This window comes from Halorubrum rutilum (genome assembly GCF_024494565.1).
Genome location: NZ_JANHDN010000007.1, coordinates 190,688 through 204,496, shown reverse-complemented (window position 1 = coordinate 204,496; position 13,809 = coordinate 190,688). Strand labels below are relative to the sequence as shown.

General features: G+C 71.9%; 14 protein-coding genes. 5 read left to right on the top strand and 9 right to left on the bottom strand.

Going from position 1 to position 13,809, the window contains the following annotated elements; translation table 11 throughout:
• Positions 1-77: 77 nt before the first annotated feature.
• Both purQ and purS read right to left on the bottom strand, forming a co-directional pair.
• The gene (gene purQ / locus NO900_RS14975; protein ID WP_256409535.1) at positions 78-755 is read right to left on the bottom strand and encodes a phosphoribosylformylglycinamidine synthase I; all 678 of its coding nucleotides are present in this window, start codon (positions 753-755) and stop codon (positions 78-80) included.
• Entirely contained in the window at positions 752-1,003 is a 252-nt protein-coding gene (purS, locus tag NO900_RS14970; RefSeq protein WP_256409536.1) for a phosphoribosylformylglycinamidine synthase subunit PurS, read from the bottom strand. Before purS ends, purQ begins: the two co-directional genes overlap by 4 nt.
• Before the next feature lie 179 nt (positions 1,004-1,182).
• Between purS and NO900_RS14965 the strand changes: the two genes are divergently transcribed.
• Positions 1,183-2,166: a formyltetrahydrofolate deformylase gene (locus tag NO900_RS14965; RefSeq protein ID WP_256409537.1), complete on the top strand. Its 984-nt coding sequence runs from the start codon at positions 1,183-1,185 to the stop codon at positions 2,164-2,166.
• A 71-nt stretch (positions 2,167-2,237) separates the two neighbouring features.
• Positions 2,238-2,426 (top strand): hypothetical protein, encoded by a 189-nt coding sequence (locus NO900_RS14960; protein ID WP_256409538.1) that lies wholly within the window; start codon positions 2,238-2,240, stop codon positions 2,424-2,426.
• Between the two features lie 25 nt (positions 2,427-2,451).
• Here the strand turns inward: NO900_RS14960 and NO900_RS14955 are convergent, their stop codons facing one another.
• Complete coding sequence (locus NO900_RS14955) at positions 2,452-5,283, bottom strand: ATP-dependent helicase (RefSeq protein ID WP_256409539.1); 2,832 nt, start codon at positions 5,281-5,283, stop codon at positions 2,452-2,454.
• Positions 5,284-5,402: 119 nt separating this feature from the next.
• Between NO900_RS14955 and cmk the strand changes: the two genes are divergently transcribed.
• The gene (gene cmk, locus NO900_RS14950; protein ID WP_256409540.1) at positions 5,403-6,017 is read left to right on the top strand and encodes a (d)CMP kinase; all 615 of its coding nucleotides are present in this window, start codon (positions 5,403-5,405) and stop codon (positions 6,015-6,017) included.
• A 30-nt stretch (positions 6,018-6,047) separates the two neighbouring features.
• On the opposite strand, the gene NO900_RS14945 is transcribed toward cmk, so the two are convergent.
• The 4 genes from NO900_RS14945 to NO900_RS14930 form a co-directional block, all read right to left on the bottom strand.
• Positions 6,048-6,431, bottom strand: coding sequence for a SaoD/DsrE family protein (locus NO900_RS14945; protein WP_256409541.1), 384 nt, complete (start codon positions 6,429-6,431; stop codon positions 6,048-6,050).
• A gap of 154 nt (positions 6,432-6,585) precedes the next feature.
• Positions 6,586-7,635, bottom strand: coding sequence for a YncE family protein (locus NO900_RS14940; RefSeq protein WP_256409542.1), 1,050 nt, complete (start codon positions 7,633-7,635; stop codon positions 6,586-6,588).
• Positions 7,632-8,759: a sulfurtransferase gene (locus NO900_RS14935; protein WP_256409543.1), complete on the bottom strand. Its 1,128-nt coding sequence runs from the start codon at positions 8,757-8,759 to the stop codon at positions 7,632-7,634. The genes NO900_RS14940 and NO900_RS14935 overlap by 4 nt, the downstream gene beginning before the upstream one ends.
• Positions 8,756-10,135 (bottom strand): beta-propeller fold lactonase family protein, encoded by a 1,380-nt coding sequence (locus tag NO900_RS14930; RefSeq protein WP_256409544.1) that lies wholly within the window; start codon positions 10,133-10,135, stop codon positions 8,756-8,758. The genes NO900_RS14935 and NO900_RS14930 overlap by 4 nt, the downstream gene beginning before the upstream one ends.
• Before the next feature lie 155 nt (positions 10,136-10,290).
• Here NO900_RS14930 and NO900_RS14925 point away from each other — a divergent pair, with 155 nt between their 5' ends.
• A complete protein-coding gene (locus tag NO900_RS14925; protein ID WP_256409545.1) occupies positions 10,291-11,499 on the top strand; it encodes a YeeE/YedE family protein in 1,209 nt (402 codons plus the stop codon).
• Between the two features lie 475 nt (positions 11,500-11,974).
• Here NO900_RS14925 and NO900_RS14920 read toward each other — a convergent pair whose 3' ends face one another.
• Positions 11,975-12,310 (bottom strand): rhodanese-like domain-containing protein, encoded by a 336-nt coding sequence (locus NO900_RS14920; protein ID WP_256409546.1) that lies wholly within the window; start codon positions 12,308-12,310, stop codon positions 11,975-11,977.
• Positions 12,311-12,312: 2 nt separating this feature from the next.
• Positions 12,313-12,612 (bottom strand): sulfurtransferase TusA family protein, encoded by a 300-nt coding sequence (locus tag NO900_RS14915; protein WP_092565923.1) that lies wholly within the window; start codon positions 12,610-12,612, stop codon positions 12,313-12,315.
• Positions 12,613-12,762: 150 nt separating this feature from the next.
• Between NO900_RS14915 and NO900_RS14910 the strand changes: the two genes are divergently transcribed.
• Complete coding sequence (locus tag NO900_RS14910; RefSeq protein WP_256409547.1) at positions 12,763-13,782, top strand: PLP-dependent cysteine synthase family protein; 1,020 nt, start codon at positions 12,763-12,765, stop codon at positions 13,780-13,782.
• The last annotated feature ends 27 nt before the right edge of the window (positions 13,783-13,809 follow it).

Sequence of the window (13,809 nt, the reverse complement as noted above, 5' to 3'; positions counted from 1 at the left end):
GGGGGGCGACCCCGCGGGCGCCGAACGCTCTGCTCCGGTGCGGGAACGGTAGCGGCGAGCGGTCGGCGCGGGCCCGGTCAGGCGAACGCGCGGAGGATCCCCGCGCCGTCCGTGCTCCGACCGAGGTCCGGGAGCGTGGCGCGCTCGGGGTGGGGCATGAGGACGGCGACCGTCTCGCGCTCCCCGAGGACGCCGGCGACGTTGTCGGTGGAGCCGTTCGGGTTGGCCGCGTCGGTGACGTTCCCGTCGGCGTCGCAGTAGCGGAACAGCACGCGGTCGTCGGCGACGAGGTCGGCGTGCGCGTCCTCGCCGATCTCGAAGCGCCCCTCGCCGTGCGCGATGGGGACCTCGATCACGTCGCCCTCGTCGTAGGCGGCGGTCCAGGGCGTGTCCGCGCGCTCGACGCGCAGGCGGACCGGCTCGCACTGGAACCGCGCGGAGGCGTTGGTGGTGAACGCGCCGGGCGTCAGCCCGGACTCGGCGCCGATCTGCGCGCCGTTGCAGACGCCGATCACGGGGACGCCCGCCTCGGCCGCGGCCCGGACCTCGGCCATGATCGGGGCGCGGGCGGCCATCGCCCCGGCGCGCAGGTAGTCGCCGTACGAGAAGCCGCCGGGGAGGACGATCCCCTCCGTGTCGTCCGGGAGCCCGTCCTCGTGCCAGACCCGCTCCGCGTCGACCCCGAGGTGGTCGAGCGCGCGGACCGCGTCGCGGTCGCAGTTCGAACCGCCGAACTGAACCACCGAGACCGTCATCGCTCGGCGACCGCGACGTCGTAGTCGTGGATGGTCGGATTCGCGAGGAGCCGCTCGGCCATCTCGTCGGCGCGGTCAGCGGCTTCGTCGGCGTCGGCGGCCTCCAGGTCCACCTCGAACCGGTCGGCCGACCGCAGGTCCGACAGCTCGAACCCGAGGCGTTCGAGCGCCCGCTGGGTCGTCTCGGCCTCGGGATCGAGGACGCCCCGCTTCAGCCGGACCGTCACCGTCGCGGTGTATGCCGTCATGGCCGGTACTGCGGAGTCGTGTGTAAAAACCGTTTTGGAACGGCCCTTCTATCCATATTCGTGGATACATATCGGTCGATCGTGCGAGACGCGGCTCGGTCCAGAACGAAAGGGGCAAACCCCTCCGCGATCTGATCCCGGCGTATGCAGCCGTTCGAACCCGCGGAGGTGATCGTCGCATGACCCGCGAACTGACCGAGATCACGGTCGTCGGAGGAGACAAGACCGGACTCATCGCGCGGGTCACCTCCCTGCTGTTCGAGCGGGGAATCAACATCGAGGACCTCGACCAGGCGGTCCGCGAGGGCGTCTTCCGGATGACGACCCGCGTGGACGCCTCCGAGATGGACACCTCGCGCGGCGAGCTCCGGCGCGCGCTCGCCGAGCTCGGCCGCGAGCTCGACGTCGACATCCAGGTCCGGTTCCCGAGCGACCGCGACGCCCGCCGGATCGCGCTCCTCGTCACGAAGGAGACGCACGCCCCCGAGGCGCTGCTGGAGGCCGAGGCCAACGGCGACCTCGCCGACGACGGCGAGGAGGCCGAGATCCCGGTCGTCATCGGCAACCGCGGCGACCTGCGGTCGCTCGCGGAGCGCTACGACAAGCCCTTCTACGACGTGGGCGACGGGAGCGGGAACACCGACGAGGAGCGCCTGCTCGACCTCCTGGCCGAGTACGACGTGGACCTGATCGCGCTGGCCCGCTACATGCGGATCCTCTCGCCGGAGGTCGTCTTCCGGTACGAGGGCCGGATCATCAACGTCCACCCCTCGCTGCTGCCGGCGTTCCCCGGCGCGGAGGCGTACCGGCAGGCGAAGGACGCCGGCGTCCGCATCGCGGGCGTCACCGCCCACTACGTGACGACCGACCTCGACCAGGGGCCCGTGATCGCCCAGCGCGCCTTCGACGTGCCCGCCGGCGCCGAGGTCTCGGAGATCAAGCGCCGCGGGCAGCCGCTGGAGGCCGACGTGCTGCTCGACGCCGTCCGGCTCCACCTCGCCGACGCGATCGCGATCCACCGCGGCACGGTCCACGTGCGCGAGGACGCCGACGTCGACGCCCAGCTCGGGCTCAGCGAGGCCGCGATCGACGCCAACCCCGACGAGCCGGTCGACGGCGAGCCGCTGTCTCGCTCCGGGACGCCGCCGGTCGAGAGCGACTGACCGGCGACGGCCGGAAGCGACCCGCCGTCCCGTTCGACCCCTTTTAAACCACCGGGCGCGTAGAACCGACAGTGTCGACGACCGGTCCCCTCTCGCGGTTCGCCGCCGACGCCCGCGCCGCCGTCGGGCGCGACGAGCGCCTGATCCTCCTGTTTCTCCTGTTGCTCTCCCTCGCGGCGCTCGCGGTCTTCCTCCACTACACGACGCTGATCCTCGACGGGCTTCCGGACGTGATCCCCTCCGCGGTTTCGCGGCCGTGAGGGGGCCGCAGTCGCGATCGCTCGCTCACGACCCGTCGCCGTCGTCGCTCTCCTCACCCTCCTCGATCGACTCCATGACGCGGGCGTGGAATTCCTGCAGCACCGCCGACTCGTCGTCGGCGAGCACCGTGTCGGAGTCGACGAGCGTCGCGAGCCCGAACGAGAGCGGCGTCGGCGAGTCGACGGCGTGGCGCACGACGTCGACGTCGCCGTCCGCGACCGCGCCGAGCACCTCCCGGATCCCCGCGACGTCGAGCCGGTCCTCCAGCAGCTCTCGGTACGTCTCCTCGGCGACGGCGAACTCGTCGAGCTCGTCCGCGAACGAGAGCAGCATCTCGGCCGACACCTGCTGTTCGGCCGCGGTCTTCTCGTACCCCTTGTACCGTTTCAAGATGAGCAGCGAGCGCGCCGCGTCGATCCGGAAGTAGCGCTGGTGGAGGTCCGTCCCCCGCACCGCCTCGCGGAGGTCCTCCCGGACCGTCTCGGGGTCGAGGCCGCGGAGGATCGCGGCGACGTCGACCTTGCGGTTCAGCGGGAGCGCGAGCGAGAAGCCGCGGTCCGCGACCGCGACGGCGACGTTCGCGTCCGTGCGGTCCGCGACCGCGGCGGCGACGAGCCGCGAGAGGCCGTCGTTGAACCGCCGGCCGTAGTTCGAGTGGACGTAGAACCGGCGCTTGTACTCGGCGCGGTCGAGCTCCTCCTCCACGACGAGCCGCGAGGGAGTGGGAACGCTCTCCTCGCCCGCGTACGCGACCTGCTCGTCGTAGGTCCGCGCGATCGCTCGGACCGCGTTCTCGTCGAGGGGGAACTCCCGGAGCCGCGCGCGGACCGCCGGCGGCCCGCCCGCTTCGAGCCGGTCGAGCAGCTCGCCCTGGAACGCCAGCACCTCCCGCGCGAGGTCGTACGACAGGGGCAGCCGCTCGGAGTACCACGAGGGGACGGTCGGGCGCTCGCTCGTCCGGTCGACGTACACCTTCGAGCCGCGGCGGTACCGGAAGGCGAACCGCTCGCCGCCGAGGGTGAAGACGTCGCCGGACTCCAGGGTGTCGAGGTAGCTCTCGTCGAGCGTCCCGACCGGCTCCCCGTCGCGCGTGAGCACCTGACAGCTGAACGAGTCCGGGATGGTGCCGACGTTCGTCATGTAGATGACCCGCGCCAGCCGGCCGCGCTTCCCGACGAGAAGCTCGCCGACCGGGTGCCCCTCGTGGTGGTGTTCCCCGCCCGGCGGGTCGTTCTCGTCGCGCCACACCTTCGGGTAGACGTTCCTGTCTTCGAGCCCATCGTAGTCCGCCGTGAGGTACCGCATGAGGCGCTCGTACTCGTCCTCGCCGAAGCCGCGGTACGGGTGCGCGCGCCGGAGCGTCTCCCGGACCTCGCGGTCGGGGCGGATCCGGTTTATCGCCATCCCGTAGACGTGCTGGGCGGCCACGTCGTAGGCGCCCTCGGGGAGGAAGACGCGGTCGACGAACCCGTCCTCGGCGCGGGCGAGCATCGCCGCGCACTCGACCAGCTCGTCGCGGTCGAGCGCGAACAATCGCCCCTCGACCGTCTCGCCGGGGCTGTGGCCCGCGCGGCCGACGCGCTGGAGCAGCGCCGCGACCGACTTCGGCGACCCGACCTGGACCACCAGGTCGAGGTGGGGCATGTCGATGCCGAGCTCTAGGCTCGTCGACGTGGTCACCACGTCCAGCTCGCCCGCCTTCAGCCCCTCCTCGATCCGGGTGCGCTGCCCCTCGCCGAGGCTCCCGTGGTGACAGCCCGAGTCCGACTCGTCGTAGCCGAAGCGCTCGCGGAGCTCCTGCAGGGTTCGCTCCGCGCCCGACCGGGAGTTCGTGAACACCAGCGTGTTCTCGTGGGACTCGATCAGCTCGCGGAGCGACTCGTAGAACCGGTCGGTGACGACCGACCTGGGGGTGTGGATCAGGTCGGCCGCCGGCGTCCGCAGTTCGAGGTCGAACTCCCGGACGAACCGCGCGTCCACCAGCTCGTACGGGCGCGGTTCGAGCCCGGACTCGTCGCCGACCTCGCCCGCGACGCGCTCGCGGCCGACGAGGAACTCGGCGACCTCGTCGAGCGGCTCGACCGTCGCCGAGCAGCCGATCCGAGTCGGCGAGCCGTCGGCCAGCTCCGTCAGCCGCTCCAGCGAGACGGCGAGGTGCGTGCCGCGCTTGTTCGCGGCCAGCGAGTGGATCTCGTCGACGATCACGTACTCGACCGTCCGGAGCTTCTCCTTGAACTTCGGGGAGTTGAGCAGGATCGCCAGCGTCTCCGGCGTGGTGTTGAGCACGTGCGGCGTCTCCTCCAGCATCGCCCGCCGGTCCGCCTCGCTCGTGTCGCCGTGCCGGATCGCCTGGCGGACGTCGGGGTCGGCGTCGTCGCCCGGTTCGCCGGCCTTCGACAGCTCCGCCGCGATCCCCTCGATCGGGGCCTCCAGGTTGCGCTTGATGTCGTTCGCGAGCGACTTCAGCGGCGAGACGTAGAGACAGTACACCGAGTTCTCCAGCCCTCCCGCCCGCTCGCGGGCGAAGAGGTCGTCGAGCACGGCGGTGAAGGAGGCGAGCGTCTTCCCGCTGCCGGTCGGCGCGGCGACGAGGCAGTTTCTCCCCTCGTCGACGTGGGGAATGGCCTCGCGCTGCGGCGGCGTGAAGAAGCCGCCGTTCTCGCCGACGTACGCGCCGAACTCCGAGACCCACCAGCGGCGGACCGGCGGCGAGAGGCGGTCCAGCACGTCGGCGTCCGGGAGCGGCACCGTCTCCGGATCGAACTCGACGGCGGGGGCGTCGCGTCCGGCGAGCGCCTCGCGGAGGAGCGCCCGCGCGGACGGGCGCTCCGCGCCGCGGTCCGTGAGTTCCGTCACTACCGCGTACGTGGGCGCGCGAAGGGATATCGGTTGCGTCGGTGGTCGCGCGCTCGCCCGCGTCGGCGACCGTACCGAACCGCCTCGTTTATCCGCGGTCCGTCCGTGGCGCCGCACGTATGAGTGGAACCTCGCCGGCGACGGAGCGGGAGATAGACCGCAACCTGTTCGTCACCGTCTCGGGGCCGCCGGGGTGCGGGGCGACGACGCTGGTCGAGGGGCTCGCGGAGGCGCTCGACTGCGGCTACGTCTCCGGGGGGGAGCTGTTCCGCGAGATCGCGGCCGAGCGCGACATGAGCCTCTCGCAGCTGATCGCGAAGACCGGCGAGTCGGAGGAGATCGACCGCGCGCTCGACCGGCGGCTCCGCCGGATCGCCGAGAAGTGGGGGACCGCCAACAAGGCGTTCGTCCTGGAGTCGCGCCTCGCCGGGTGGATCGCCGGGAACCGCGCCGACGTCCGGATCTGGCTCGACGCGCCGGACGAGGTGCGCGCCGACCGGACGCTCGACCGCGAGGAGATGACCTCGGAGATGCAGGTCCGCGAGGTGATAGAGGAGAAGCGCTACAAGTCGTACTACGGGATCGACCTCTCCGACCGGTCGATCTACGACCTCGCGATCAACACGGGGCGGTGGGACGTCGAGACGACGCTCGACGTCGCGCTCACCGCCATCGAGGGGTACGACGTCGAGGCCGACGAGGGCGCGTTCGACACGCCCGACTTCGAGATTTAGGGAGTAGCCTTTCTGGCCGCGACCCCGCGCCTACAGCGTGATCACGTGGTCGACGCCGACCTCGCCGAGCGCCGCGTAGAGGTCGGGGAAGCAGCCGACGGTCGCCCCCTCCACGGTGTTCGTCGGCTCGTAGCGGTCCCGGCCGTGCTCGTCGGTGCGGTCGAACTCGGCGAGCCCCCGGCGGGTGGCGCACTGGTCGCACAGCATGAGGAGGATGTCCCGCTCGGCCGCCACGTCGGCGAGCCGCTGGCCCAGGGGATCACCCTCGCGGAGCGCGTACGTGTTGTCGTGGAAAAAGAACATCCCGACCACGTCGGCGCCGTGGGCCCCCGCCTCCAGCTGCGGGAGGATCATGTCCCCGAGCACGTAGTCGATGGTCTGTCCGGCCGTCGCGAAGACGTACGCGACCTTCATACCGCGGGGACGACGGGACGGGACATCGCTCCGCGGGCATCGGCAGGATTCCCCGCCGTCTGTGACGAGTGGCGCACCGGTGGGGGTCGAGCGTCGCCCGCGGCGGGAGCGGGTCCGCAGCGGGAGCGAGCCCGCGGCGAGAGCGAGTCCGCGGTCAAACGACGACGGAGCCGAAGGGGTACGCCCCAGTCTCCGCGGTCCAGACCGGCCCCGCCTCGACGTCGACGAGCGAGACCCGGTCGTCGTCGTAGTGCGAGACGACCAGCCGGTCGCCGACGCGGGTGGCGACGAGGCCCGGCGCCGGCGTCTCGACGACGGCACCCAACAGCGACCGGAGCCCGGGCGCGGCGGCGTCGAGCACCCACCACTCCCCGCCGATCCGGAACAGGTCGACGGGGCGGTCGAACCCCTCGTGGACCGCGACGACCCCGAGGTCGCGGTCGAACTCGTGGACGACGCCGTCATCGCGACCGGGCACGAAGACCCGGTCGGCCGTGACGACGAGGTCGTACGGGTCCGCGCCGACCGCGGCCTCCCCGAGGACCGGCTCGTCGGTCGGGGCGCCCGCGCCGTCGCGCCGGACGAGACCCCCGTCCGTATCGAACGCGACGATCCGAGCGCCCGCCTGGTCGACGGCGTAGCCGCGGTCGCCGTCGGGGCCGACCGCGACGCCCTGCACCCGGGCGTCGGGCCCGACGCCGACGGCGCCGAGCCGCTCGCGGGCGACGGGGTCCACGACGTCGACGACGCCCTCCCGCCGGCTGCCGGCGTAGAGCCGACCGCCGTCCGGGGCGACGGCGACCTCGTGTGGCTCGGCGCCGACCCCGATCCGGGTGACGAGCGTCCGTGACTCGGGGTCGACGACGGCGAGCGCGTCGCCGGCGGTACAGGAGACGAACAGCTCGCCGTTCGCGGTCGCGAAATGCGTGGGGCCGAGCACGCCGGTCTCGACCCGCGAGACGGCGCCGTCCGGGTCGACCGCGGTGACCGCCCGCTCGCCCATCGTCGCGACGAAGGTCCGCCCCGCGGCGGTCGTCGCGTGGACCGGGTGGCTGCCGACCGGGACCTCGCCCAGCGGCTCGCCGTCGGCGAGCGCGAACAGCGCGAGGACGTCGTCGCCCTCGCAGGGGACCGCGACGACGCGGTCGGGCGGGCGGTCGGAGTCGCCCGCGTCGCCGCGGTCGGCCGCCCCGTCGCCCGTCATCCCGTACAGGAGAAGTCGCCGCTGCTGTCGTCGCCGCCGACGCTCCCCTCCGTCTCGATCACGACGCTCGTCGCGGTCTCGACGGGGTAGCGGCCGCGGTCGCCCTCGACGTTCGCCCACTCGCCGAAGCCGCCGTCGTACACGCGCACGTCCTCGAAGCCGATCGCCCGGAGCGTCAGCCACGTCGACGTGGGGTCGACGTTGTCGTCGCCGTAGACGACGACGGTGCCGGACCGGTCCAGCTCGGCCCGGTTCTCGTACAGCCCCACGAGCTCGCCCGGGTCGGTCATCCGCCGGCCGGAGACGTTGCCGACCCAGTGGACGCCGATCGCGCCCGGGAGGTGCCCGTGGCGGTCGTTGTCGGGGTTCAGGGCGTCGGCGGCGGGCGCGCCGAGGTACGCCTCCGGGGCGCGAACGTCGACGAGGCCGGGGCCCTCGCCGTTGAACGTCCCGAGGCGATCGGCGAGCCAGTCGCGGGTGACCCACGCCGACTCCGCGGGGTCGGGATCGTACTCGGTCGGCGTGACCCGGTCTCGGGAACCGGTCCCGAGCCGACCGTTCCAGCCCGAGAGGCCGCCGTTGAGGGCGCGGATCGAGCCGCCGTGGCCCAGCGCCGCGAGCGCGAACGCGGTCCGGGTCACCCGGGACCCGACGCTCGCGCCGTAGACGAGGACGTCGTCGTCGGGCGACACGCCGACCTCGCCGAACGCGGCCGCGATCGCCTCGACGTCCGGAACCAGGCCGGCGCCGCTCGACTCCCGGCCCGTGATCGCGTCGAACGGGACGCGCCTGGCGCCGTAGATCCGCTCCTCGCGGAAGCGCTCGGCGTTCCGCGCGTCGAGGACGACGACGTCCCCGCGGTTGTCGGCGAGCCAGCTCGGCCCGACGAAGTGGGCGACGTTCCCGCTCACCTCGTACCGCGCGGCGACGTCGGCCGGGGTCGAGACGCCGAGGCAGCCGGCCGTGCTCGCCGCGCCGGCGACCGTCGCGCCCGCCGCGGCCCGGAGGAGCCCGCGACGGGTCGACGCCGGGTCCGGCTCCCGCTCGTCGCGGGCGTCGTCGGCGCTCCCGTCGTCGGGGTCGTCGTCGACGTCCCCGTCGTCGGACGCGCTATCGGGGGTCATCCGCAGTAGCAGTGGTCGTCCATGCACCACGAGGCCTCCATCTCGCCGAACGTGATCCCGAGCGAGGCGAGCGACGCCTGCACCCGCGACACCGCGTCCTCCTCCGGGCGAACGGTGCCGGCGACCGCGCCGGTGGGCGCCTCGCCGGCCTCGACCGTCGCGACGACCTCGCGGCTCGCGTGGTCGATCACGGCGACCTGGTTCGCGTCCTGCACGGGGACGTACAGCTTCTCGCGGTTCGGCCCCCAGGCGCCGGCGATGCTGCTGCCGCCGACGTCGAGGGTGGTCGCGTACTCGTTCGCCTCCAGGTCGATCACGCCGACGCCCTCGCCGGGGATGAAGAGGTACGCGGCCGTGTTGTCGGGGGCGACCTCGCTCGTGATCGGCGCGCCCGGGAGCCCGTCGTCGCGGGTGACCTTCGCGATCTCCTCCGGGCTCTCCGGATCGGAGATGTCCCAGACGCTCTCGGAGCCCTCGCGGGGCACCTCGGGGTCGCCGCCGAGCGTCCCCTCGCCGTTCTCGACGAGGAGGAGCTCCCCGTCGAAGGAGGCGGTGCACATGAACGGGAGGACGTTGCCCTCGGTGACCGGCTCGCCGGCGTCGACCCGGGTCACCGTCTCGAAGGGGTCGACGCTCAGCACGCGGATCGCCTCGTCGGCGACGTCGACGACGAAGGCGTAGTCGCCGTCCGGGCCGAGCGTCATGTCGCAGGGACCGACGTAGCCGGTCTCGATCTCGGCGGTCACCTCGCCGAAGGCGTCGCTGTCGCGGTCCGCGTCGACGCGGAAGATGGCGTGGTTCTCGTCGCCCTCGGGCGCCATCCCGGTCGTCCCGCCCGAGGCGATCAGGAGGTGCTCGCCGTCGGGCGTCACGTTCGGGTAGTTCGGGCCGTACCCCGTCTCGACGAAGGCGAGCTCCTCCAGCGTGCGCTGGTCGAACGCCCGGACGCCGCCCGAGACGTTCAGCCAGAGCACGTCGTGCTCGTCGTCGATGCCCGTGGCGTACTGGTTGGCCGGGAAGGAGGCGGTCGTGCCGAGGAACGCGGTCGTGAGCAGCTCGTCGCTCTCCGTGTCGATGACGCTCAGCGTCCGGTCCCCGTTGTTGAAGACGAACATCGTCGGCGCGGGCTCGTCGCCGCCCCCGCCGTCGCTTCCCCCCGAGCAGCCGGCCAGCGCCGTCGTCGCGCCGACGGCCCCCGAGGCCTGCAGGAGGCGCCGCCGGTCGATCCCGTCGGCGAAGGGGTTCCGCCGGTCGTCGTTGGCCAGCTCGCTCCCCTTCGCGGGGCGCGGTCCCGCGCCGCCCGACGCGCCGGGGCCCCCGTCGGCCGAGGCGCTCGACGCCGCGTCGTTCGCTCCGCAGCCGCAGTCGTCGCTCATACGCCCACGACGCGGCTCGCGCGTAAAGGGCTCTCGGACGCGCGCTTCGTTGCCCCGTGTGTCACATAGGAGCAAGTGTTGCTCGTTCCTCCGACCGGTGCGCACCGTTACCGTCTTCAGCGACGTTTTAGGTGCGGGCGCACTCCGCTCCGGTAATGATGCTCTCGCCCGTCGCTTACGTCGGGATCTCGGTCGCGGTCGGGCTCTCGTTCGGCGTGCTGTTACAGAAGGCGCGGTTCTGCTTCGTCAGCGCGTTCCGCGACTTCGTCGCGTTCAAGGACACCCGCGTGTTGAAGGGACTGCTCGCCGGCATCGCGGTGATGACCGTCTTCTGGAGCGTCCAGGCTACGTTCGGCTACTTCCGCGGTTTCTGGACGCCCGCGTGGGGGCTCGGCTCGCTGTTCGGCGGCTTCGTCTTCGGGCTCGGGATGACGCTCGCCGGCGGCTGCGCCTCGGGCACCCTCTACCGCGCCGGGCAGGGGTACCTCCAGTTCTGGCTCGTCCTCCTGTTCATGTTCGTCGGCTACGTCCTCTTCGCGTTCGCGTTCCCGGTCGCGGAGACGTACTACTTCCAGACCCTGAACCCGTTCGAGGGGCAGACGCTGTACCTCTCGCTCCCGTTCTCGCCGGCGATCACGGGCGCGCTGGCGGTCGCGGTCGGCACCCTCGCGTACGCGTTCGTGAAGGGGAGAAGCGCCCTCCCGGACGACCCCTCCGGCGGGACCGGCGTGGGGGCCGACACCCGCGCGCAGGCCGCGCTCGGCGCCTCCCGGACGCTCTCGGCGGTCTCGGTCGGACTGCGCGGCATCGCCGACGGGACCGTCGCGTACGCCCGGGGGCTCCGCGACGACGACCGGCCCCTCGCGGTCCGGCTCCGCGACTCGTGGGACGCGCGGACCGCGGGCGTGGCGATGGCGCTCGTCGCGAGCCTCTGGTTCTACGTGCACGGCCACTGGGCGATCACCGGGAGCGAGGCGCGCTGGGCCGGCTACCTGCTCGCGGGCGCCGGGTTCGACGTCGCGAGCGTCGAGTACTGGGGGTCGATCCTGTTCCGCGACGGCGACGTCTCGCTGACGATCGACATGATCATGATCGCGTCGCTGATCGTCGGCTCCTTCCTCGCCGCGTACGCCTCCGGCGACTTCCGGGTCCGGAAGCCGAAGCTGAACCGGGTGCCCAACTACGCCGTCGGCGGGCTCCTGATGGGCGTCGGCTCGCGGCTCGCGGCCGGCTGCAACATCGCGAACCTCTTCTCGGGGGTCGCGCTGCTGTCGATTCACTCATTCCTGGCCGGCGCGGGGATCATCCTCGGCGTCTACGTGATGACCCACTACATGTACCGCGAGGTCGGCTGCGCGATCTAAGAGGAATTCTCGACCGGATTCGAAGCCGCTGATCGGGACGACTACGGGCCGATCTGTAAGGACGTGGTATCTCTTGAAGCCGTATGCACGCTCCTCTGAGAAACCACCGCGGAGAACATCTCCAAAGCCCCAGCCGGCTCCGGTCGAGGGGCTCGCTGCGGTCCTCAATCACTCGCTGCGCTCGTTCTCTGCGGTCCTGGCGTCGCCCGTCTTCCCGGAGCCGGCTGCCCCTTTGAGTCCCTCCCCCGCACAGCCCCGCAACCGCAGCCTCACGCCTCCCCAGCCTCGTCGGTGGTCCTCCGCGTTGCTCCGGACCACCGACTCCCTCGCACGCGCTGACTCGCGGCCGCCGGGGGCGGCCGCTCGCAGGCGCGCGCCGCCGCACCGGCATAGTCAGTACCGAATCGGCGCCGACGACTCTCGGCCGTGAAGCCTCTCAAAGACGAGAATACCAGCAAAAACTTCGACCGCCGGCTCAGGCGTCAGCCGCCGCGCCGGTCTCCAGCTCGAAGTCCCACTCCTCGTAGCCGCCGGACATGCTGGCGACGAGCACGCCGTCCTCGACGCCCTCGTAGCTCTGGATCAGCATCGCGGCCTGCTTCGACGACTGGCCGACCGGACAGGCGCAGACCACGTCGGTGTCGTCCCAGTCGATGTCGGGGACGCGGGAGGGGAGGTCCCCCAGCGGCACGTTGATCGCGCCGGGGATGTGCCCCTGCTCGTACTGTTCGGGCGGTCGCGTGTCGATGACGCGGACGTCGCCCTGCTGGACGCGCTCGTTGACTTCCTCGGGGGTGAGTTCCTCGACCATGATCATTCCTTCCGCATGAAGATGCGGTAGCGGCCGTCGCCGGACTTCCACACCTTGGCGGTCGCGTCGTCGCCGACCGCCTTCGGGACGTTCTCCGTGCTCGGGACGTGGTCCGTCTTCTGGACCAGCACGTCGCCGGGCGAGAGCCCCGCGATGGCCTTCTTCGCCTCGACCTGGGGGTACGGGCAGACCTCGCCGGTCATGTCCTGTACCTCGGTCGCGTCCGCCAGGAGCGACTCGGCGGTCTCGTCGTCGAGCTCGTCGGGCATCTCGACGACGTCGTCCCACGATGGTTGACTCATACGGACCGGTACGCGTCTCGCCCGGTAACCCCTTTCGTGTGCGGCAGGCTTCTCCCGTATCTCGGACGGGCGATCGCGGCGCACGACCGCGATAGCCGTCGAGACGACCGTTTCCGTCGGACTCTTATCGGGGAGCGACCTACGGAACCCATGAGCGAGTACGTCGTCGACGAGTCGACGATCTTCGAGACGCCCCTCGTGGAGCTCGACCTCGACATCGAGGCCGACGCGGACGTGTACGCGAAGGCGGAGTGGTTCAACCTCTACGACGCCCCGCACGGCGGCGGGTCGATCAAGTCCCGGATCGCGAAGGGGATGCTGGACGGCGCCGAGGAGCGCGGCGACCTGGAGCCCGGCGTCACCGTGATCGAGCCGACCTCCGGCAACACCGGCAGCGAGGTGGCCCGGCTCGCGGCCGCCCGCGGCTACGACGTCGAGATCGTCATGCCGGACAACGCCGCCGGCGGGAAGGTCGAGGCGGTCCGGGACGCGGGCGCGGAGATCCACTTCGTCGACGCCAACCTCGGCTACGACGCCGTCATCGAACGCTGCGAGGCGATCATCGCGGCCGACCCCGAGGCGTACTTCCGCCCGAACCAGTACGAGAACCCCGACAACCCCGGCACCCACGAGCGGACGACCGCCCGCGAGATCTACGAGGCGACCGACGGCGACGTGACCCACTTCGTCGCCGGCGTCGGCACGGGCGGGACGATCACGGGGACCGGCCGCGGCCTGACCGACCTGAGCGACGGCGCCGTCGAGGTCGTCGGCTTCGAGCCGGACGAGCAGCTCCACGCCATCGACGGTCTCAAATTCCTCAAGACGGGCGACCACTACCACCCCGAGACGTACGACGAGTCGGTCCTCGACCGGACGGAGTACGTCACCACCTCGGACGCCTACGACCGGGCGCGGGCCCTCCGGGAGCGCTACCTCGACGACTCGGTCCCCGTCGCCGACCCCGGCCAGCACGACGAGGCGACGGTCCGCGAGCACCTCCGCGTCGGCGACCAGTTCGTCGTGGGCACGTCTGCGGGCGCGGGCGCCGCGGTAGTGGCGAACCTCGACGCGGCCGGCGACCTCGCGGACGACGACGTGGTCGTGTTCATGCTGTGCGACCGCGGCGACAAGTACGCGGACATCCCGCTCTGGGAGGACTATTTATAAACGGGCCGTCTTCGCGAGGAAAGAAAC